The 19,027-nt window shown below is 62.4% G+C and carries 19 protein-coding genes; 13 read left to right on the plus strand and 6 right to left on the minus strand.

The features are described 5' to 3' along the window. Nucleotides 1–43: 43 nt before the first annotated feature. Nucleotides 44–730 carry a GNAT family N-acetyltransferase gene (locus tag CWR53_RS11580; protein ID WP_100851574.1) on the plus strand — a complete coding sequence of 229 codons (687 nt, stop codon included), beginning with the start codon at nucleotides 44–46 and terminating at the stop codon, nucleotides 728–730. 44 nt (nucleotides 731–774) lie between these two features. Here the strand turns inward: CWR53_RS11580 and CWR53_RS11585 are convergent, their stop codons facing one another. From CWR53_RS11585 to CWR53_RS11605, 5 genes are all read right to left on the minus strand, one after another. Next, nucleotides 775–1,530, minus strand: coding sequence for an ABC transporter permease (locus tag CWR53_RS11585; RefSeq protein WP_058605888.1), 756 nt, complete (start codon nucleotides 1,528–1,530; stop codon nucleotides 775–777). Then, nucleotides 1,530–2,735, minus strand: a complete 1,206-nt coding sequence (locus CWR53_RS11590; RefSeq protein WP_100851575.1) for an ABC transporter substrate-binding protein — start codon at nucleotides 2,733–2,735, stop codon at nucleotides 1,530–1,532. The genes CWR53_RS11585 and CWR53_RS11590 overlap by 1 nt, the downstream gene beginning before the upstream one ends. Then, nucleotides 2,722–3,543: an ABC transporter ATP-binding protein gene (locus CWR53_RS11595; RefSeq protein WP_058605890.1), complete on the minus strand. Its 822-nt coding sequence runs from the start codon at nucleotides 3,541–3,543 to the stop codon at nucleotides 2,722–2,724. Before CWR53_RS11595 ends, CWR53_RS11590 begins: the two co-directional genes overlap by 14 nt. Then, entirely contained in the window at nucleotides 3,540–4,604 is a 1,065-nt protein-coding gene (locus CWR53_RS11600) for an acyl-CoA dehydrogenase family protein (protein WP_100851576.1), read from the minus strand. Before CWR53_RS11600 ends, CWR53_RS11595 begins: the two co-directional genes overlap by 4 nt. A 100-nt stretch (nucleotides 4,605–4,704) precedes the next feature. Continuing rightward, a complete protein-coding gene (locus tag CWR53_RS11605) occupies nucleotides 4,705–5,268 on the minus strand; it encodes a carboxymuconolactone decarboxylase family protein (RefSeq protein ID WP_023535132.1) in 564 nt (187 codons plus the stop codon). A gap of 102 nt (nucleotides 5,269–5,370) precedes the next feature. Between CWR53_RS11605 and CWR53_RS11610 the strand changes: the two genes are divergently transcribed. Then, a complete protein-coding gene (locus CWR53_RS11610) occupies nucleotides 5,371–6,282 on the plus strand; it encodes an AraC family transcriptional regulator (protein ID WP_100851577.1) in 912 nt (303 codons plus the stop codon). 273 nt (nucleotides 6,283–6,555) lie between these two features. Beyond that, entirely contained in the window at nucleotides 6,556–8,031 is a 1,476-nt protein-coding gene (locus CWR53_RS11615) for a methyl-accepting chemotaxis protein (RefSeq protein WP_375335495.1), read from the plus strand. Nucleotides 8,032–8,169: 138 nt separating this feature from the next. On the opposite strand, the gene CWR53_RS11620 is transcribed toward CWR53_RS11615, so the two are convergent. Next, nucleotides 8,170–9,576, minus strand: a complete 1,407-nt coding sequence (locus CWR53_RS11620) for a cytosine permease (protein ID WP_058605894.1) — start codon at nucleotides 9,574–9,576, stop codon at nucleotides 8,170–8,172. A gap of 317 nt (nucleotides 9,577–9,893) precedes the next feature. Here CWR53_RS11620 and CWR53_RS11625 point away from each other — a divergent pair, with 317 nt between their 5' ends. From CWR53_RS11625 to CWR53_RS11670, 10 genes are all read left to right on the plus strand, one after another. Continuing rightward, nucleotides 9,894–10,379, plus strand: a complete 486-nt coding sequence (locus CWR53_RS11625; RefSeq protein ID WP_023535123.1) for a flavin reductase family protein — start codon at nucleotides 9,894–9,896, stop codon at nucleotides 10,377–10,379. 100 nt (nucleotides 10,380–10,479) lie between these two features. Beyond that, nucleotides 10,480–11,520, plus strand: coding sequence for an LLM class flavin-dependent oxidoreductase (locus CWR53_RS11630; protein ID WP_058605895.1), 1,041 nt, complete (start codon nucleotides 10,480–10,482; stop codon nucleotides 11,518–11,520). Nucleotides 11,521–11,769: 249 nt separating this feature from the next. Beyond that, nucleotides 11,770–12,366: an amino acid synthesis family protein gene (locus CWR53_RS11635; protein WP_058605896.1), complete on the plus strand. Its 597-nt coding sequence runs from the start codon at nucleotides 11,770–11,772 to the stop codon at nucleotides 12,364–12,366. Between the two features lie 67 nt (nucleotides 12,367–12,433). Next, nucleotides 12,434–13,267 (plus strand): alpha/beta fold hydrolase, encoded by an 834-nt coding sequence (locus tag CWR53_RS11640; protein WP_100851578.1) that lies wholly within the window; start codon nucleotides 12,434–12,436, stop codon nucleotides 13,265–13,267. Next, nucleotides 13,264–14,745 carry an aldehyde dehydrogenase gene (locus CWR53_RS11645; protein WP_058605898.1) on the plus strand — a complete coding sequence of 494 codons (1,482 nt, stop codon included), beginning with the start codon at nucleotides 13,264–13,266 and terminating at the stop codon, nucleotides 14,743–14,745. The genes CWR53_RS11640 and CWR53_RS11645 overlap by 4 nt, the downstream gene beginning before the upstream one ends. A 12-nt stretch (nucleotides 14,746–14,757) precedes the next feature. After that, complete coding sequence (locus tag CWR53_RS11650) at nucleotides 14,758–15,243, plus strand: flavin reductase family protein (protein ID WP_058605899.1); 486 nt, start codon at nucleotides 14,758–14,760, stop codon at nucleotides 15,241–15,243. Between the two features lie 73 nt (nucleotides 15,244–15,316). Further along, nucleotides 15,317–15,706 (plus strand): carboxymuconolactone decarboxylase family protein, encoded by a 390-nt coding sequence (locus tag CWR53_RS11655; RefSeq protein WP_023535056.1) that lies wholly within the window; start codon nucleotides 15,317–15,319, stop codon nucleotides 15,704–15,706. A gap of 91 nt (nucleotides 15,707–15,797) precedes the next feature. Further along, complete coding sequence (locus CWR53_RS11660; RefSeq protein ID WP_058605900.1) at nucleotides 15,798–16,550, plus strand: GntR family transcriptional regulator; 753 nt, start codon at nucleotides 15,798–15,800, stop codon at nucleotides 16,548–16,550. 2 nt (nucleotides 16,551–16,552) lie between these two features. Further along, nucleotides 16,553–17,116 carry an NUDIX hydrolase gene (locus tag CWR53_RS11665; RefSeq protein WP_058638363.1) on the plus strand — a complete coding sequence of 188 codons (564 nt, stop codon included), beginning with the start codon at nucleotides 16,553–16,555 and terminating at the stop codon, nucleotides 17,114–17,116. Between the two features lie 83 nt (nucleotides 17,117–17,199). Continuing rightward, nucleotides 17,200–19,017 (plus strand): ATP-binding protein, encoded by a 1,818-nt coding sequence (locus CWR53_RS11670; protein ID WP_100851579.1) that lies wholly within the window; start codon nucleotides 17,200–17,202, stop codon nucleotides 19,015–19,017. Nucleotides 19,018–19,027: the final 10 nt, after the last annotated feature.

Below are 19,027 nucleotides of genomic sequence, written 5' to 3' on the forward strand. Positions count from 1 at the left end.
TCATGTTGCGGGCTGTATCCCATTCGCCGGAGCCTGTTTGCCGATGTACATCCTGAGCCGCCTGTCCAGCGTGCCACCCGAGTCGCTCCAGAACCAGATCCGTGAACTGGTCATCCACGAAGTGGGTGAGCTGAGCAGTGTCGCCATTACGCCTGATAACCCGTTGTACCCCTTGTACCAGTACGGTGTAGGCATGGAGGTGCACCAGTATCTGCAAGCACTCGATGGTACCCGCGGGCTGCGCGTTGCCCTGACCCTGGCACTCGATGCCGATGCCCCGGACCAGTTACTGGGCTTTGCTCTGGCATTGCCAGCCGACAACGACGACCAGGCCTGCGCCCTGGCATTTCTCGCTGTAGCGCCCACGCACCGCCGCCATGGGATCGCACGCGCCTTGCTGGCCGACCTGCAGGCTCAGTACCGCTACACTGAACTGAATGCCTTTGCCCACCAGGTGCCGTGGTTCGAAGCCATGGGTATGCAAGCGGTCTCGGCCAACGGCCCACAGGTACTGATGAGCAGTACCGGGCAAGGCGGTGATGCCCTGATCGGGCGCTTGGACATCGCGCCTATCTACCAGACGACCGAAGTCATGCAAATCCACACCTATCTGCTGAACCAGCACGGCGAAGACGCCATGATCGAGGCCGAACAGCGTCGGGACGAGCATCTGGATGAGCTAGCCCTTCAGGCCCAGGCCTGCGTGCAGCAACGCCTGACGGTACACTGATTCCCCTGCTCCTGCGCCGGTGACAAGGCGCAGGTCGTCCGCACTCAGGCATGCACCCAACGGCGATGCAGACCGCGGGCCAGCGCATCCAGGGCAAAGCCCAGCACCCCGATCAGCAGCACCATGGCCATCAGCTCGGAATAGGCCAGGCGGTCGCGTGTATCGAGAATGAAGTATCCCAAGCCTGCGCTTACCCCGAGCATCTCGCAGGGCACCAGCACGATCCACAAAATGCCGATGGCCAGCCTTACCCCTGTGAGCACGTGCCCGATCACGCCGGGGACAACCACCTTGCACAGGGTTTCCCAACGGGTGGCGCTCAGGCTTCGGCTGAGCTGCAGCCAGCGCGGGTCCAGTTGCCGCACCCCGGCAGCGGTATTGAGCAGGATCGGCCACAGCGCAGCGAACGCCAGCAGGAAGTAGATGGGCTGATCGCCCACCCCCATCAGCATCACCACCACCGGCATCCACGACAGCGGCGAGATCATGCGCAGGAACTGGAACGCAGGGGTAGTCGCCGCCTCCAGGTGCCGGTAGCTGCCCACCAGCAGCCCAAGGGGCACACCGATCAGCAGCGCCAGCAGCAAACCGATCAGGATGCGTTTGAGGCTCACCCAGATATGTCCGTACACCTCGCCTTGCCCAAGCAACTCGATCAGGCTGGTAAAGGTGGCCGAGGGCGAGAAGCGTGCCGACAGCCCATCGGGCTGGCCGAAGGCTGCCACCCCTGCCCACCAGACCAGCAGCAACCCCAGCAATCCGGCCAGCCCCAGGCTGGCATGCACCACATGCTTGCGCATCAGACCGCGAACTCCTCGCTGCGCTCGAAGGTGTCGGCAATACCGAAGACCGAAGGCCCCCCAACGCTGGCGATGGCATTGCGCACAAAACGATCGTCTACCAAGTCACCGGCCACGTATGCCGGGTCCAGGTCGGCGAGAAACGCGTTATTGCCTTCGATCAAGGTGCGCTTGAGCCGCGTGACGAGCTCCTGGGTGTAGCTGGGGTATGGATAAGGCTGGAAGTCGATGCGTTTCTCATCCCACTGCTGGTGCTGTATGGCACCGGTGGCGATGTAGTCGGCACGGTCGCTGGCAGCAGGTGCCAGCACCTTGGTCAACACCGCGGGGTCGTGTGGGGTGTACTTGTTAGGGCCTGCCTTGGACAGCAAAGCAGCCGCCTCCGCCCGGTGCTCGCGGGTCCATTGCTGGGCCTTGACGATGGCGTTGACCACCTTCTGCGACCAGTCCGGGCGGTTGTTCAGGTCGTGTTCATGCATGAACACCACGCAGCAGGCGTGGTTGCGCCAGACGTCCCCGGTGAAGCGCTGCACGCGCCCGACCTTGAGGTTTTCGGCCAAGGCGTTGAACGGCTCGGCGACGATGTAGCCGGCGATGCGCTTGCTGGCCAGGGCCGGGGGCATGTCCGAGGGAGGCAGCACCAGCAGGTTCACTTCGTTGGCGGCAAGCGCTGCTGTGGCGGGTTTGGACACGGCGGTCAGGCCACTGTCCGCGAGCATCTGTTGCAGCACAACGTTATGAATCGAATACCAGAACGGAATGGCCACGGTCTTGCCACCGAGCTGTTTCATGTCGGTAATATCTGGCGCCACCGTCAGCCCCGAGCCGCCCACGTGGTTCCAGGCCACCACTTTGGCCGGCACCTTGCTTGCGTAACGCGCCCATACCGTCATCGGTGACAGCAGGTGAATGACGTTGACCTGCCCGGAAATGAACGCTTCGATCACCTGTGCCCAACTGCGCAGCAAGACCGGCCGTTCGGCCTTGATGCCTTCGGCCTCGAACAGGCCATTGTTGTGCGCCACCAGCAACGGGGTGGCATCGGTGATGGGGAGATAACCGATGCGCACAGGCGCATCGGGTTCGGCGGCGGCGCGTGCCTGCAAGCTGGACAGCAGCGGCAATGCGCCCGCTGCGGTCAGCAGCGCGCTCATCTTGAGAAAATCGCGACGCGAAGAAGCGGCGCAGCAGTCATCCATGCACATGGACAGCCTCCGAGGGCAAGGGGGTGGGTTGGGGTTCGACTGTGCGGCTTGCCCGCCGAAGGGTTTTGAGAATCTCGATGCGCAAGGCGCCCAATGCCTCGACCTGCTGCGTCCGGGGTTGCGGCAGGTCGACGAGCCATTGGCCGAGCGTGTGCGCTGGGTGGTCGCCCAGTAGCAATACGCGGTCGGACAACAGCAGGGCTTCGTCGATGTCATGTGTAATCAGGACCGCCGCGGTGTTGTGCGTGGCGATCAATTGCAGCAGCAGTTGCTGCATGTCGGCGCGGGTCACCTCGTCCAGCGCGCCGAACGGCTCGTCGAGCAGCAGCACTTCTGGCTGGCGCGCCAGGCAACGGGCCAATGCCGTGCGCTGGGCCATGCCGCCGGAGAGCTGGGCCGGGTACTGGTTGCGCGCATGGTCCAGGCCTACCGCAGCAATGGCATGGTCGACGCGTGCCCGGCGCTCGTCTGCGGCAAGCGTTGGCTGGCGGGCGAAGTCCAGGCCGAAGGCGACGTTCTTCTCCAGGCTCAGCCAAGGCAGCAGGCTTGGGTCCTGAAAGGCCACCGCCAGGCGCGGATGCGGGCCCTGCAGCGGCTGGCCGTGCAACATCACGTGCCCGCCCTGGGGTTGCTGAAGGCCCGCCAGCACGCGCAGCAGGCTGGACTTGCCGACACCGCTGGGGCCCAGGATGCTCACCACCTCGCCTGGGGCCAGTTGCAGGTCGAACCGGGCCAGTACCTGCTGCCAGCCCTCGGCACGGGGGTAGCCCAGGCTGATGTCCTTGGCTTGTAGCACAACGTGAGTCATGCCGATGCTGCCTGGCGATGAAGTTCAGCGCGCAGTTGCACCAGGCTGGGCGTGACGATGGGCACGAAGGCTGACTCACGCCAGCGCCGCGCGAAGCCTTCGCCATATTCGCACAGGTAAGCTTTGCCGCCGCTGGCCTGAAGCTCAAGCTGCACGGCATCGGCGGCGCACTCGGCCAGGGTGATGCGCAATTTGAACAGCGCTGCCGGCTGCTCCCTGAAGCGCTCATCGAGCAGCCCTTGCTTGAGCTCACTCACGGTGTTCTCCAGGCGGGCACTGAGTACCTGCCTGGCTTCATCCAGGAACGAAGCGCGCCCGTGCAGGTGACCCTGGACTTCTTCCAGCGCCCTACGCGCCAGGCCGATGGCCATGCCGCACTGCAGCCCCAGGAAAGCCGGCCGCACACGGGGCAGGAACTGGCGGGCGTTGTCGTGCAGCAACCAGTCACGCGACAATTGCACCTGGTGGAAGGCCAGCGCAGCGGTGTTACTCGACTGCAAGCCCATCAGTTGCAGGTCGTCAGAGCGCTCAAGACCTTGTGCATCGGACGGAATGGCCAGCACGAAGGGGGCGCCACCGGCGTCATCCTCGATCGCAGCGGCTACAACGAAGCCGCTCTTGCGCAGGTTGGTCACCCAGTGCAACCGCCCTTCCAAATCCCAGCCATCCTCCTGGGGCCGGCCGCGCACCTGTAGCGTCTCGATACCCGAAAGAAACTTCATGGCGTTGGACAAGCCCGTGGCGCCGGCCAGCTCACCGCTCAACAGCGCAGGCAGCAGCCGTTCGCGCAGCCCGGCATTGGGGCTCTGCAGCAGGTATTCGATGAAGGCCCGCTGCCCCCAGCACACGAAGGCCGTGGCCAGTGAACGGCTGGCAATGGCTGCGATCGCCTCCACCGCGTCGGTGATCTGGCCACCTGAACCGCCCAGGGCAGGGTCGATGCCAACGCGCAGCAATTGCGACTGCGCTATCTGGGACAGCACCTGTTGCGGCTCGCACTGGCCACGGTCGATGGCTTCGGCATTGGCATCCAGCCACTGTCGAAATGCGCACTCTTGCATGTTTTCTTGCTCCTTTTGAAACGCCGCGGCCGCCTGGCGACCCGTTCACGGCCACTGGCCGTTCCTGCACCGACCGCCAAAGCGGCGGGTTGCCTGCGTCTTACGCAGACGGCTGTTGCCAGCGATACTTACCCAGCTCGTCGTTGAGCGGCGTCTGGGCGAACACATTAGCAAAGTTGCACAGGGTTGCGAGGCTGACACCCAGAATCACTTCCAGCGCATTGCCCTCGGTGAAGCCCGCGTCGCGAAAAGCCTGATAAGTGGCCGGGCTCACATCGCCGCGGGTGGCGATCACTTCGCGGGCAAACGCCGCCAGGGTTTCGTATCGCGCGTCGGGAAGCTCGCCGCGCGCGCGCAGGGCGTCGACCACTTCGTGGGGCAGCTTGGCTTTGTTCAGGGCCACTGCCGTATGGCCCGCCACGCAGAAGTCGCAACCGTGCTGGGTGGCGGCGATCAACTGCACCACTTCGCGCTCGGCCAAGGTCAGCTCCGACTTGCCGTTCAACGCCGAAACGGTGACATAGGTTTCCAGCGCGGCTGGGGCGTTGGCCAGGACACGCAGCAGGTTGGGGATGAAGCCCGAGTTCTTCTGGGCGTTTTCGAGGAACGGCTTGGCCGCCTCTGGTGCGGTCTGCAGGTCGTGTAGGGTAATGCGCGAGGACATGGGGTACTCTCCTTTGCCGTGTATCAGTACAGTCTGTTGGTTATAAGAAGTACGCTCCATATTCATCAGTCGTTTTTACTTGCTCCTGAGTGTTTGCCTTAGATGATTTCGTCCAGCCATCTCGTCGAGCGGTTATTAGAAAGCCTCGAGCTAGACGCCAGCCTGTTTCATGTCGGCCGTTACTGTGGAGGCTGGCACGCCAGCACCCACGGCATGGGCCACGCCAGTTTTCACCTGGTCGTGCAAGGCGGCTGTTGGCTGCACGCAGAGACCCTCGAGCAGCCGGTGCGCCTGGAGCGCGGCGATGCCGTGTTCCTGCTGCGTGACGTGAGTTATCGGCTTGCCAGCGAAGCCGATGCCGCGCAGGCCTGCGCCCAACCGCGCCAGCCCATGCAGCCCCTTGATGCCGAGGCGAGCGATGGGGTGGGCCTGGTCTGTGGGTTCTTCCATTTCAACAGCGGCCTCTCGGCGCTGATCATCGACGCAATGTCCGATCTGATCATCCTGCGCGCCGAGGATCCCGCAGGTAGCGCTGCACGTGCCTTGTTCGATCTGATTCTGGAAGAATGCCGGCGCGCCAACGGGCCCTCTCAAGTCTTGCTGGAGCGACTGACGCACCTGTTGTTCCTGTATGCCCTACGCCAACAGGTGCATGGCGCTCAGCCGCTGGGTGGGCTGATCGCCCTTGCCCGCCAGCCGGTGTTTGCGGACTTGCTCGAACAGTTGATCAAGGCGCCTGGGGCCATCTGGACGCTGGAACGCATGGCGGCGTCCACGGGTTTGTCGCGGTCGGCGTTCTTCAAGCGTTTCAGCGAGCTGGCCGGGCAGTCACCCGGCCAAGTGCTGTTGGCATTGCGCATGCGCCATGCCAGCCAGTTGCTGCGCGCCGGCCATACGGTCGAGCAGGTAGGTGCTCAGGCGGGGTATCAATCGGTAGCGGCGTTCACGCGTGCCTTCGCCAAGGCCGTGGGCGTACAACCGGGGGCGTATCGGCGTCAGCAAAGTGGACGGTGAGAGGCCGCTTCAAGAACTCAGTGTAGGGGCACCGGCACTCTCATCTCGTTACATTGCATGACTGTCCTACAATAATGGCTTTATGTCATCATCCGCGCGTTCAAGTCCACCGCTCTCCCTCTCCTGCCCCATAGCATCCCCAGAGCTTGTCGCCGTTTCGAACGGCTTGCGTCAACGCGCCTCGCCCCTGCACGCCTTCCCTAGGAGCCTTCAATGCATTTCAGGAACATGAAGATCGGCATTCGCGCAGCCTGCGTGTTTGCCTTGTTAGGCATGCTGATCCTGACCATGGGGCTGGTCGCCCTGTATGAAACACAGCAGATGGATGAGTCCACGGATGAAATCCGCCTGACCTGGATGCCCACCGTCATGTCGCTCAGTGCAATCAACAGCAACCTGGGCCGTACTCGCGCCCTCACCCTGCGCGGTGCATTGGAAGAGAATGCCAGCGAGCGCACCCGCTACCTGAGTACGATCCAGAGTATCGAACGCGAATTGGATGAAGGCTTCGAGGCCTATGTGGCCACCATCGTGTCCAACGAAGACCGCGCGCTGTTCGAAACCGCTCGCAGCGCCTACCAGCATTACCACGAGCTCCAGGAAACGGTCCTGGCCGAGCTTTCGGCCGGGCGCATGGACAGGGCTCGCCAGCTGATCAACGGCCCGCTGACGGCACGTGCCGAAACGATGATGCAAGCCATGTCCACGCTCATCGCCTTCAACGCCAAAGGCGCAGAAGCTGCCTCCCAACTGAGCAGCGACGTGGCCGATGAGGCACTGGTGGCCGTTATCACGGCACTGGTTGTGATCCTGCTGGCACTGGTGATGATCGCCTACCTGCTCACACGCAGCATCATCGTGCCGCTAGCCCAAGCCGTTACCGCCGCAGAGCGCGTGGCGGCCGGTGACCTGACCCAGCCCATCAAGGCCGAGGGCCGCGACGAGCCCGCCTTGCTGCTGCAGGCCTTGGCCCGCATGCAAGCCAACCTGCGCCAGACCATTGCCCGCATTGCGACCTCGTCGGACCAACTGGCGTCGGCGTCCGAAGAGCTGCACACCGTGACCGAAGACACCAGCCGTGGTCTGCACCAGCAAAGCGCCGAAATCGACCAGGCTGCCACGGCCGTCAACCAGATGACCGTCGCCGTGGAAGAAGTTGCCAGCAATGCCGTGAGCACGGCCGATGCTTCCAAAGACGCAGACCGCACGACCCGCGACGGCCGCGACCAGGTCAACCAGGCATTGCAATCCATCGAGCAGTTGGTAGCCGAAGTTACCGGCACTTCGGCGCAGGTGCAGCAGCTGGCCAGCAGCGCCGATGCCATTACCCGGGTGCTGGACGTGATCGGCGCTATCGCAGGGCAGACCAATCTCCTGGCACTTAACGCCGCCATTGAAGCGGCGCGGGCAGGTGAAGCGGGCCGAGGGTTCGCGGTGGTGGCCGACGAAGTGCGCGCCCTCGCCCACCGCACTCAACAATCGACTGCGGAAATCGAACAGATGATCGCGGGCATCCAGAACGGCACCGAACGCGCCGTGACGGCGATGTCCAGCAGTCAGGGTCGGGCGGCCGGTACGTTGGAGGTGGCCCAGGGTGCAGGGCGCGCGCTTGAGGTCATCGCCGAAGCCATCGCCTCGATCAACCAGCGTAACCTGGTGATCGCAAGCGCCTCGGAGGAGCAGGCTCAGGTGGCCCGAGAAGTGGATCGCAACCTGGTCAACATCCGTGATCTGTCAATGCAGACCTAGGCCGGGGCCAACCAGACCAGCGCAGCAGCGCAGGATCTGTCACGCCTGGCGGTAGACCTCAATGCCATGGTTGCGCAATTCAAGGTGTAATCCTGAGAGAGGGGCCGACCAGCGGCCCCCCAACGTGAGGCCACTGGCTCACTTGCTGACGCTGACCACCCGCCCCACGTTTTGCGCTGCCTTACCACGGGTTGCCAGGCAGTAGTACAGCGGCACCGTTACCAACAAACCGAACAGCCACGACAGATCGGCCCCTTCGACGATGTTCGAGTACGGGCCGACATACAGCGCCGTGTTGGCGAATGGCAATTGCACCAGGATGCCGCAGGCATAGGCAATGATCGCGTGGTGGTTGAAGCGGCCATAGATGCCGCCGTCGGCGCTGAAGATCGAGGCGATGTCGTACTGGCCTTTCTTGATCAAGTAGAAGTCGACCAGGTTGATCGATGCCCAGGGTACCAGCACCAGCAGAAGCGCCAGGATCAGACCGATGAACTGGCTGATGAAGTCGGCCGATGCATTGAGCGCCACCAGTGCGCAGGCCACGAGGATGACGCTGGCCAGCACCACACGCACCTTGATGCTCGGCGTCCACTGGGCGAAGAACGTCTGGATTGCCGTCACGATCGAAAGCACGGCGCCGTACAGGTTCAGGGCGTTATGGCTGATGATGTTGAGCAGGAACAGCACCATCAGGATCGGCCCGAGCCAGCCGGTGGCCTGTTTGACGGCATCCATGGCATCGGTGCCTTCGGGCACGCACAGCACGGCCACTGCCCCGAAGCTGAAGCACAGGATAGTGCCCAGGGTGGCGCCAAAGTAGGTCGCCCAGAATGGACGCGCGATCCCTACCTCACGCGGCAAGTAGCGCGAATAGTCGGAGGTGTACGGCGAGAAGCTGATCTGCCAGATCGTGCCCAGCGACACGGTGGCGATGAACCCGGACAGGTTGAAGGCACCACGGCTGAAGAAGTCGCCCGGCAGTACCTGGGTGAACATCATGATGAACCCAGCCAGCAACGCCGAGCCCATGACCCAAGTGCCGATGCGGTTCAGAATATGGATGAAGCGATAGCCCACGATGCCAATGGCAGTGGCGCTCAAGGCGCCGATCACGATCGCGCCGGGCATGGGGACCGTGGGTGCGATGCCGTGGATGGTCTTGCCTGCCAGCACGATGTTGGAAATGAAGAAGCCCACGTAGATCAGCGCGGTGAAGAAAACGATCAGCAGCGCGCCGTAGCGTCCGAACTGGCCCCGGCTCTGCACCATCTGCGGGATGCCCAGCTGCGGCCCCTGTGCAGAGGCCAGGGCAATCACCACGCCTCCCAGCAAGTGCCCCATGACGATAGCGATCAACCCCCACAACAGGTTCAGGTGGAACACCTGGATCACCATGGCGCCGGTGACGATGGGCAGTGGCGCAATGTTGGTGCTGAACCAGAGGGTAAACAGGTCGCGCGCCTTCCCATGGCGCTCGGCAGGTGGAACGTAATCGACCGTGTGATTCTCGACAAACTGATGTTGCGACGACGGTTGGGACATGGTTTTTAGCTCGAAAGGTCGTTTTTATCGTTGTAAGGAAACCGCATCTAGGCGGCCTCTCAGCTGAAGACCATATTATGGTATTCCAGGTTTTTGACAATACTGATCCGCATTTCTAAATGCCAGCTGATCCGATTCAGCCATTAACGAAAAGTGATCATGAGCGCTTGTAACCCTTTAAACACGCGGGTTTGGACCACTCATCGCGGTTTTAGCCAAGTCTAAAAATGTGCTTGCAAAAAAGGTATTACGGTATACCATCAGACACATCAACGATAAAAACCGCGGCCCACCGCAGCTTTAAAGAGGTACATCAGATGATCGACGCAACCGTCTACAAGAACGTCCTGGGTTCCTTCCCCTCCGGCGTTACCGTCATCACCACCCTGGACGACGACGGCTCGGTCGTTGGCTTGACCGCCAGCGCCTTCTCATCCCTGTCGATGGACCCTCCCCTGGTGCTGTTCTGCCCCAACTACACCTCCGACTCCTACCCGGTGCTGATCAAGCACAAACGCTTCGCCATTCATCTGCTGTCCGGCAATCAGCAGGCCGAGGCCTACGCCTTCGCCAAGAAGGGCAAGGACAAGGCCGCCGGCATCGAGTGGTCGTTGAGCGCGCTGGGCAATCCCATTCTCGCCGGTGCTACCGCCGTGATCGAATGCGAGCTGTGGCGCGAATACGAAGGGGGCGATCACGCAATCATGGTGGGCAAGGTGCACAACCTGATCGTGCCGGAGCAAGCGCCGCTGCCGATGGTTTACTGCCGCGGGAAGATGGCCAGCCTGCCTGCACTCGCCTGACCTCTGCCCCCCCTGAACGCACTTGGCGCAAAGCATTGCGCTGTCCGCTGCGATACCCGGCGGTACGCCGGGTGACACTACCCAGTCCGAGGAATTGCCCATGAAATTTTCGTTGTTCGTGCACATGGAACGTTGGGATGAACAGGTCAGCCACCGCCAGTTGTTCGAAGACCTCACCGAACTGACCTTGATGGCCGAAGACGGCGGTTTCAGCACCGTGTGGATCGGCGAACATCACGCCATGGAATACACCATTTCGCCAAGCCCCATGCCATTGCTGGCTTATCTGGCGGCGCGCACCGAGAAGATCCGCCTGGGTGCCGGCACCATCATCGCCCCGTTCTGGAACCCGATCCGCGTCGCCGGCGAATGCGCTTTGCTCGATGTGATCAGCAACGGGCGCATGGAAGTGGGCCTGGCCCGTGGCGCCTATCAATTCGAATTCGATCGCATGGCCAATGGCATGCCAGCCACCGATGGCGGCAAGGCACTGCGCGAGATGGTGCCTGTGGTACGCAAGCTGTGGGAGGGTGACTACGCCCATGAAGGCGAGGTGTACAAGTTCCCGACCTCCACCAGTGTTCCCAAGCCGTTCAATGCCACTCCACCCATGTGGATCGCGGCCCGTGACCCTGACTCGCATAACTTCGCCGTGGCCAATGGCTGCAACGTGATGGTGACGCCGCTGATGAAGGGCGACGAGGAAGTGCTGGACCTTCGCAACAAGTTCCAGGCCGCCTTGGACAACAACCCCGACGTGCCGCGCCCACAATTGATGGTATTGCGCCACACCCACGTACACAGCCCGCAAGAGCCGGACGGCTGGAAGGTGGGCGCCAGCGCCATCTCGCGTTTCTACCGCACGTTCGACGCCTGGTTCGGCAACAAGACCACGCCGGTCAATGGTTTCCTGGAGCCCAGCCCTGAAGCGAAGTTCGCCGAAGTGCCTGCATTCGAGCTGGAGAACATCCGCAAGAACACCATGATTGGCACTGCGGAAGAAATCATCGCGCGCATCAAGTACTACCAGGAACTGGGCGTCGATGAATTCAGCTTCTGGTGTGACAACAGTTTGCCCCACGCCGAGAAGAAAAAATCGCTGGAGCTGTTCATCAAGGAAGTGATCCCGGCATTCACCTGAATTCCCTTTACCTGATTCTTTGCGGGGCATGCCCGCTCGCGCGGGTCGTCTGGCCATGCGCGAGCGGGTTTTTTTCAGCCCAAATACAGGTACCGCCCCAGCGCGCTCAATACAGATGCGATGCGGACCTGCACATCAGCTCACCTTTCGTCTCGGTGGGATGAGAAAACGCCACGCAGTGCTTGCAGAACAAATATTATGGTATACCATCAGACAACAAGATCTGATCACACCGTACAGGAGCCCCCCATGAGTTTTGAAATTCGCAAGATCGTCACCTACTCCGAAGAGACCCGTATCGAAGGTGGCAAAGCCACTGACACGCCGGTCACCATGGTGGGCCTGGCGGTGGTCATCAAGAACCCTTGGGCTGGCCGTGGCTTCGTCGACGACCTCAAGCCCGAAATCCGCGCGCATTGCTCGGAACTCGGCGCGCTGATGGTCGAGCGACTGACCGCCGCCATCGGTGGTGCCGACAAGATCGAGGCCTACGGCAAGGCGGCAGTGGTGGGCGCCGACGGTGAAATCGAACACGCATCGGCCGTCATCCATACCCTGCGCTTCGGCAACCACTACCGCGAAGCCGTGCAGGCCAAAAGCTACCTGAGCTTTACCAACAAGCGCGGTGGCCCTGGCACGTCCATCCAGATTCCGATGATGCAAAAAGACGACGAAGGCCTGCGTTCGCACTACATCACTCTGGAAATGCAGATCGAGGACGCACCGCGCGCCGATGAAATCGTGGTGGTTCTTGGCGCTGCCGATGGCGGCCGCCTGCACCCGCGCATTGGTAACCGCTACATCGACCTGGAAGAACTGGCGGCCGAGAAGGCCAACGCTCAATAACAACAATCAAGCCGGGCCTGGGTGTGGCGATCCTTTCGCCACCCCCGACCTCAAAGGAGCGCCCTCCATGATTCAGCCCGTCGCTGAACGCACCCCCGCCGGCACCAGTTACCTGTCCGTCGGTCAGGGTCAACCCGTGGTACTCATTCACGGAGTGGGCCTGAACAAGGAAATGTGGGGCGGTCAGATCGTTGGCCTGGCCAACGACTACCGCGTCATCGCCTATGACATGCTCGGCCACGGCCAGAGTGCCTTGCCCCCGGCCGACGTCGGCCTCGAAGGCTATGCCGCCCAGTTGGCCGAGGTACTCGATCACCTGCAACTGAGCCAAGCCATCGTCGTCGGTTTCTCCATGGGCGGCCTGGTCGCACGTGCCTTCGCCCTGCACTACCCCCAGCGCATCGCTGCCCTGGTGGTGCTCAACAGCGTCTTCAACCGCAGCCCCGAACAGAGCGCCGGGGTTATTGCCCGTGCCGCTCAGGCAGCAGAGCTGGGCCCGGACGCCAATGTCGAGGCGGCACTGGACCGCTGGTTCAGCCGCGAGTACAAGGCGGCGAACCCCGCCCAGGTGGCTGCCATCCGTCAAGTGCTGGCCAGCAACGACCCACAGGGTTATCACACCACCTATTCGTTGTTTGCCACCCAGGACATGTACCGCGCAGGTGATCTGGGCAGCATCCAGGTGCCGACGCTGATCGCCACGGGTGAGCTCGATACCGGCTCTACTCCGGCCATGGCCCGCCAGCTCGCCGCCCGTATCCCGGGTGCGCACAGTGTGGTGCTGGCCGAGCAGCGGCATATGATGCCGGTGGAGGCACCGCGCGAAGTGAACAAGATGCTGCTGGATTTTCTCGCCAAAGCCCGCAGCCTGACCGAATCAGCCAAGGGGATTGTGGCATGAGCCTCGTTCGTTTTCAGATGTGCATCGACGGCCAATGGTGCGATGCGCAAAGCGCCAAGACCTTCGACAGCCTGAACCCGGCCACCGCACAGCCCTGGGCGCAGCTGCCGGACGCAGGCGAAGCCGATGTGGAGCTGGCGGTTCAAGCCGCGCAGCGGGCATTCGAAAGCCAGGCTTGGCGGGGTATAACCGCCACAGCCCGTGGCAAGCTGTTGCGCCGTCTCGGGGACCTGATCGCCGAGAACAAGGAACACCTGGCCCAATTGGAAAGCCGTGACAACGGCAAGCTGATCCGCGAAACCCGCGGTCAGGTGGGTTACCTGCCAGAGTTCTTCCATTACACCGCAGGCCTGGCCGATAAGCTCGAAGGCGGCACGCTGCCCTTGGACAAGCCGGATCTGTTCGCCTACACCGTGCACGAGCCTATCGGTGTGGTCGCCGGGATCATCCCGTGGAACAGCCCGCTGTACCTGACGGCGATCAAACTGGCGCCGGCCCTGGCTGCAGGCAATACCATCGTGCTCAAGCCCTCAGAGCATGCCTCGGCGACGATTCTGGAACTGGCGCGCCTGGCGTTGGAAGCAGGGTTTCCGGCTGGCGTTGTCAACGTGGTCACAGGCTACGGCCCGAGCACCGGCGCGGCGCTGACCCGTCACCCGCTGGTGCGCAAGATCGCCTTCACAGGCGGTGCGGCCACCGCTCGCCACGTGGTGCGCAGCAGCGCCGAGAACTTCGCCAAGCTGTCGCTGGAGCTCGGCGGCAAGTCGCCGAACATCATTTTTGCAGACGCCGACCTCGACAGCGCCATCAACGGTGCCGTGGCGGGGATCTATGCAGCGTCCGGACAAAGCTGCGTGGCCGGGTCGCGCCTGCTGGTGCAGGATGAAATCTTCGACGAGTTCGTCAAGCGCCTGATCGAGCGTGCCCAGCGCATTCGCATTGGCAACCCCCAGGACGATGCCAGCGAGATGGGCCCGATGGCCACTGCACAGCAGTTGGCCGTGGTCGAACAACTGGTCGCCGCGGCCAAGGCCGAAGGCGCCAAGCTGCACCTGGGCGGTAAACGGGCCCAGGTCGACGGCGAGGGCTGGTTCTACGAGCCAACGCTGTTCGAATGCGACAGCAACTCGATGAGCATCATGCAGGAAGAGGTGTTTGGACCGGTGGCGGCCGTCATTCGCTTCAAGACCGAGCAAGAGGCGCTGGCCATTGCCAACGATTCACAGTTCGGCCTGGCCGCCGGTATCTGGACCCGCGATTTGGGTCGTGCCCACCGCCTGGCGCGCGACGTGCGTTCGGGGATCATCTGGGTCAACACCTACCGCGCCGTATCTGCCATGGCGCCCATCGGCGGCTTCAAGAACAGCGGCTACGGACGCGAAAGCGGCATCGACTCCGTGCTGGCCTACACCGAGCTGAAAACCGTGTGGATCAACCTGTCCACCGCCCCCATGCCCGACCCCTTCGTGATGCGCTAAGAGGTAACACCGATGATCGAACCTGGCATCTACAAAGACGTGATGGGCTCCTTCCCGTCCGGGGTGACGGTCGTCACCACCCTGGACGCCGAGGGTGGCATCGTCGGCATCACTGCCAGTGCCTTCAGCGCGCTGTCGATCGACCCGGCGCTGGTGCTGTTCTGCCCCAACTACGCCTCCGACACCTACCCGATCCTGCGCGACAGCAAGCAGTTCGCCATTCACCTGCTGTCGGCAGGCCAGACGGCCGAAGCCTACGCCTTCGCGGGCAAAGGCAAGGACAAGGCCAAAGGCGTACAGTGGCACTTGAGCGCCTTGGGCAACCCACTGCTCGACAACGCCACGGCGATCATCGAATGCGAGCTGTGGCGAGAGTACGACGGCGGCGACCATGCAATCATTGTGGGCGCCGTTAAAAACCTGGTGTTGCCCGCCGACCCGATGACGCCCATGGTGTACCACAAGGGTAAGCTGGGCGCCCTGCCCCCACTGGGCTGAGGCGCGACTTTTTCAGGGGCGCGCTGGCCTCTAACTCTCCTTAGCGCCCCTGTTTTATTCCGGAGTAGCGTACATGAGCAATGAAAAGTACGAAAAAGGTCTGCAGATTCGCACACAGGTCCTGGGCGAAGACTATGTTAACCGGTCGATCCAGAATGCCGACGCATTCACCCAGCCTCTGCAGGAGCTGGTGACCGAGTACTGCTGGGGCCATGTCTGGGGCCGCGAAGGCTTGTCGCTCAAGGAGCGCAGCATGATAAACTTGGCCATGATTTCGGCACTCAACCGGCCACATGAGCTCAAGCTGCACATCCGCGGCGCCTTGCGCAACGGCCTGAGCCGCGAGCAAATACGCGAGATTCTGCTCCAGGTCGGCATTTATTGCGGCGTCCCGGCGGCGGTGGACAGTTTCCGCCTGGCCCGGGAAGCGTTCGCCGAGGCCGACGCGGAGTCCACCCGTTAACACCGGGCTGTTCGTACCCACGCAAGGAGCACCCAGGGTCGTGGTGCCCCGTTACGGTCGTGGCCGGGCAGCCTCATTCAGAGCGCACTCGATGAAACGCCAGCCACTGGACGACAGCTTCAAGGTCAATCGCAACCCCGTCACCCTGCGCGAAATCGTGCTCGACAAACTGCGCGGCGCGATCATGAACTTCCACCTGCTCCCAGGCGACCGCCTGGTGGAGCGCGATCTGTGCGACCGCCTTGGCGTCAGCCGCACGTCCGTGCGTGAAGCCCTGCGCCACCTGGAGTCCGAAGGCCTGGTGGAGTTCGCCGACGCCAAGGGCCCCCGTGTTGCGATCATCACCCTTGAAGATGCACGCGACATCTATGAGTTGCGCTGCGTACTCGAAGGCCTGATCGTGCAGCTGTTCACGCTCAATGCCAAGGCCAAGGACATCCGCGCGCTCGAACGAGCCCTGGACGTCAACCGTGAGGCGTTGGAAGAAGGTGAGCTGCAGCAGGTGCTCGAGTCGGTGCAAGGGTTCTATGACGTGCTGCTCGAAGGTTCGGGCAACCAGGTCGCGGCGCAGCAGCTTCGTCAGTTGCAGGCGCGCATCAGCTACCTGCGTGCCACATCGGTATCCCAGGCCAACCGCCGTGGTGCCAGCAACCTGGAAATGGAAAAAATGGTCGAGGCCATCAAAAGCGGCGACCCCCTGGTAGCTCACCAGGCCTCGGTCGATCACGTGCGTGCAGCCGCCAAGGTTGCACTGGACTATCTGCGCCAGAAACAAGACGACAACGCCAAGGTTCGCGAGATCGTCGCTCCCCTGGCCCTCAAGGAACCTCGCATAGGTCGCTGATCATGCCCAGTGCTCCCCGCTACTGCCCTCATTGCACCACGACGCTGGCCCAGGGCACACCTGCGGGGGACACCCATGAACGGCTGCACTGCGCCAGCTGCGGCTACATTCATTACATCAATCCGAAGATCATTGCCGGTTGCATCATTGAGCGCGACGGCAAATACCTGCTGTGCCAACGCGCCATCCCCCCTCGCCCCGGCACCTGGACACTTCCGGCAGGCTTCATGGAAGCCGGCGAGACCACCGAACAGGCGGCGCTGCGCGAAGTGTGGGAGGAAAGCGGCGTACGGGCGGAGATCGTCTGCCCCTACTCCATTTTCAGCGTGCCGAAGATCAGCGAGGTCTACATCATCTTCCGCGCCTTCGTCACCGAGGAAACGGGCCAGTATGGACCGGAAACCCTGGCCTATCGGTTTTTCGAACCAGAGCAGATCCCGTGGGACGACATCTATTACCCCGCCATCCGGCAGATTCTCGAGCGTTACATTCTCGAGCGTCAGGCCGGTGTCTACGGGATTTATACCGGCAACGATGACGTGGGCAAGGTGCACTTCATTCGCTGACTGGCCAAGCGCCATAAAACGCTCGCCAATCGTGCCTTCAGGGTGCACCCTAGAGCACCCTGTTTCAATGACCGGCAGAGCAGATGGCGAAGTGGCTAGCAGGCGGCGGCGTGATGGCCGACCGCATTCTTGGGCATGACTGGACGTGCACCTCGTTGGGTCCGCTGGAAAACTGGCCCGATACCCTCAAGACCACCTTGGCGCTGTGCCTGGGCTCGCATTTTCCACAGGCTGTGCTGTGGGGGCCGGATCTGCTGACCTTCCACAACGATGCCTTTCTCCCGATTCTAGGGCGCAAGCCGGTGGCGCTGGGGGTACCGTTTGCAGAGGTCTGGCAGGAAGCATGGGACGATATCCGCTGCATGGCCGACAGGGCACTCCAGGGCGAAGCGGTCTACATCCAGGACTTCCCCTTGGTCATCGACCGTAACAACGGGCCGGAGCGTGCCTATTTCACGTTCTGCTACAGCCCAATTCGTGACTTGCATGGCAATGTGCTTGGAATGCTCGATACCGTCACCGAAACCACGGCCACCGTGCTGGGGAACCAACGCCTGGCGTTTCTGGACACCCTCGGCCGGGCAGTGGCACAAGCGGTAGACCCTGAGGAGATTCTGGCAACGACCACGCGCCTGCTCGCTGAGCACCTTGGGCTATCAAGCTGTATCTATGCGGTCATGCAAGCAGACGATGACACCTTCACGGTCTGTGGTGAAGCGGTGACCGACGCGAGCCCCTCGTTGATCGGAGAGCATCGCCTGGGAGCTTTCGGCAAGCAGGTGAACGACCGACTGCGCAGCGGTCTGACATTGGCGCTCGATGATTGCAGGCAGGCACTTCCCGAGTCCGAGGCGGCTGTATTTGCAGCCCTTGGGATCAATGCCACGTGCTGCGTGCCGCTGATAAAAGGCGCAAGGCTCACCGCCTTGATGGCGGTCAACAGCGCGTCAGCGCACGCGTGGACCGAATACGAGCGGGTCTTGCTCGGTGACGTGACCGAACGCAGTTGGGCGCATATCCAGCATGCCCAATCCACGGGCGAAACGCAGGCCGCCTTGCTTGCGCTCGAGGCGCTCAACTCCAGCCTGGAGCAACGTGTGCAGACCCGCACCACGCAACTGCTGCACACCGAAGCGGAACTGCGTCAGGCCCAGAAGCTTGAGGCCATCGGCCAGCTTACAGGGGGTGTGGCGCACGATTTCAACAACATATTGACCATCATCCATGCCTCGCTGCATTTCTTGCAGCGTCCGGGCCTGGACGACGATCGGCGCATGCGCTATCTACGCACCATGGTCGAGACGGTCGAGCGCGGCTCCAAGTTGACCGGCCAACTGTTGGCCTTCGCACGGCGCCAGGCCTTGAATCCGCAGGTGTTCGACGCAGCGGCACGGCTGGCAGCCATGGCCGACCTGTTCGATACCGCAGCAGGCGCGAGCATTGATGTCGAGCTGGACTTGCCTGCTTCGCCGTGTCATGTGCGCGCCGACATCAGCCAACTGGAAACGGCGGTTATCAACCTGATGCTCAATGCCCGCGATGCCATGGCCGGTGTGGGCACCGTGCGCGTGCGCCTGCAAGCCCACCAGCACCTGCCGGTCAGCCGCGATGAGGTTCCCGATCCGTGCGCGTATGCCGCGATTTCCGTAACCGACACGGGAGTTGGCATCAGCACGGAGCTGTTCGAGCGGATATTCGACCCTTTTTTCACCACCAAACCCGCCGGGCAAGGCACTGGGCTGGGGTTGTCCCAGGTATTCGGTTTCGCCAAGCAGTCCGGGGGGGATATCAAGGTCAGCAGTGTCGAGGGCAAGGGCACGACCTTCACCCTGTACCTGCCGCAACAGGCACCGACGGCCTTGTCCGGAACGGATAGGACATGCAGCGTGCAAGCGGGCTAAAGCTTGCGTT

The sequence above is a fragment of the Pseudomonas sp. SGAir0191 genome (genome assembly GCF_002812565.2).
GTDB classification, from domain to species: Bacteria; Pseudomonadota; Gammaproteobacteria; order Pseudomonadales; family Pseudomonadaceae; genus Aquipseudomonas; species Aquipseudomonas parafulva_B.

What these genes read in the sequence shown, in the direction of transcription:
- CWR53_RS11580 (WP_100851574.1), top strand. Translation starts at nt 44, where the DNA reads ATGTACATCCTGAGCCGCCTGTCCAGCGTGCCACCCGAGTCGCTCCAG.
- CWR53_RS11585 (WP_058605888.1), bottom strand. Translation starts at nt 1,530, where the DNA reads ATGCGCAAGCATGTGGTGCATGCCAGCCTGGGGCTGGCCGGATTGCTG.
- CWR53_RS11590 (WP_100851575.1), bottom strand. Translation starts at nt 2,735, where the DNA reads ATGTGCATGGATGACTGCTGCGCCGCTTCTTCGCGTCGCGATTTTCTC.
- CWR53_RS11595 (WP_058605890.1), bottom strand. Translation starts at nt 3,543, where the DNA reads ATGACTCACGTTGTGCTACAAGCCAAGGACATCAGCCTGGGCTACCCC.
- CWR53_RS11600 (WP_100851576.1), bottom strand. Translation starts at nt 4,604, where the DNA reads ATGCAAGAGTGCGCATTTCGACAGTGGCTGGATGCCAATGCCGAAGCC.
- CWR53_RS11605 (WP_023535132.1), bottom strand. Translation starts at nt 5,268, where the DNA reads ATGTCCTCGCGCATTACCCTACACGACCTGCAGACCGCACCAGAGGCG.
- CWR53_RS11610 (WP_100851577.1), top strand. Translation starts at nt 5,371, where the DNA reads ATGATTTCGTCCAGCCATCTCGTCGAGCGGTTATTAGAAAGCCTCGAG.
- CWR53_RS11615 (WP_375335495.1), top strand. Translation starts at nt 6,556, where the DNA reads ATGCTGATCCTGACCATGGGGCTGGTCGCCCTGTATGAAACACAGCAG.
- CWR53_RS11620 (WP_058605894.1), bottom strand. Translation starts at nt 9,576, where the DNA reads ATGTCCCAACCGTCGTCGCAACATCAGTTTGTCGAGAATCACACGGTC.
- CWR53_RS11625 (WP_023535123.1), top strand. Translation starts at nt 9,894, where the DNA reads ATGATCGACGCAACCGTCTACAAGAACGTCCTGGGTTCCTTCCCCTCC.
- CWR53_RS11630 (WP_058605895.1), top strand. Translation starts at nt 10,480, where the DNA reads ATGAAATTTTCGTTGTTCGTGCACATGGAACGTTGGGATGAACAGGTC.
- CWR53_RS11635 (WP_058605896.1), top strand. Translation starts at nt 11,770, where the DNA reads ATGAGTTTTGAAATTCGCAAGATCGTCACCTACTCCGAAGAGACCCGT.
- CWR53_RS11640 (WP_100851578.1), top strand. Translation starts at nt 12,434, where the DNA reads ATGATTCAGCCCGTCGCTGAACGCACCCCCGCCGGCACCAGTTACCTG.
- CWR53_RS11645 (WP_058605898.1), top strand. Translation starts at nt 13,264, where the DNA reads ATGAGCCTCGTTCGTTTTCAGATGTGCATCGACGGCCAATGGTGCGAT.
- CWR53_RS11650 (WP_058605899.1), top strand. Translation starts at nt 14,758, where the DNA reads ATGATCGAACCTGGCATCTACAAAGACGTGATGGGCTCCTTCCCGTCC.
- CWR53_RS11655 (WP_023535056.1), top strand. Translation starts at nt 15,317, where the DNA reads ATGAGCAATGAAAAGTACGAAAAAGGTCTGCAGATTCGCACACAGGTC.
- CWR53_RS11660 (WP_058605900.1), top strand. Translation starts at nt 15,798, where the DNA reads ATGAAACGCCAGCCACTGGACGACAGCTTCAAGGTCAATCGCAACCCC.
- CWR53_RS11665 (WP_058638363.1), top strand. Translation starts at nt 16,553, where the DNA reads ATGCCCAGTGCTCCCCGCTACTGCCCTCATTGCACCACGACGCTGGCC.
- CWR53_RS11670 (WP_100851579.1), top strand. Translation starts at nt 17,200, where the DNA reads ATGGCGAAGTGGCTAGCAGGCGGCGGCGTGATGGCCGACCGCATTCTT.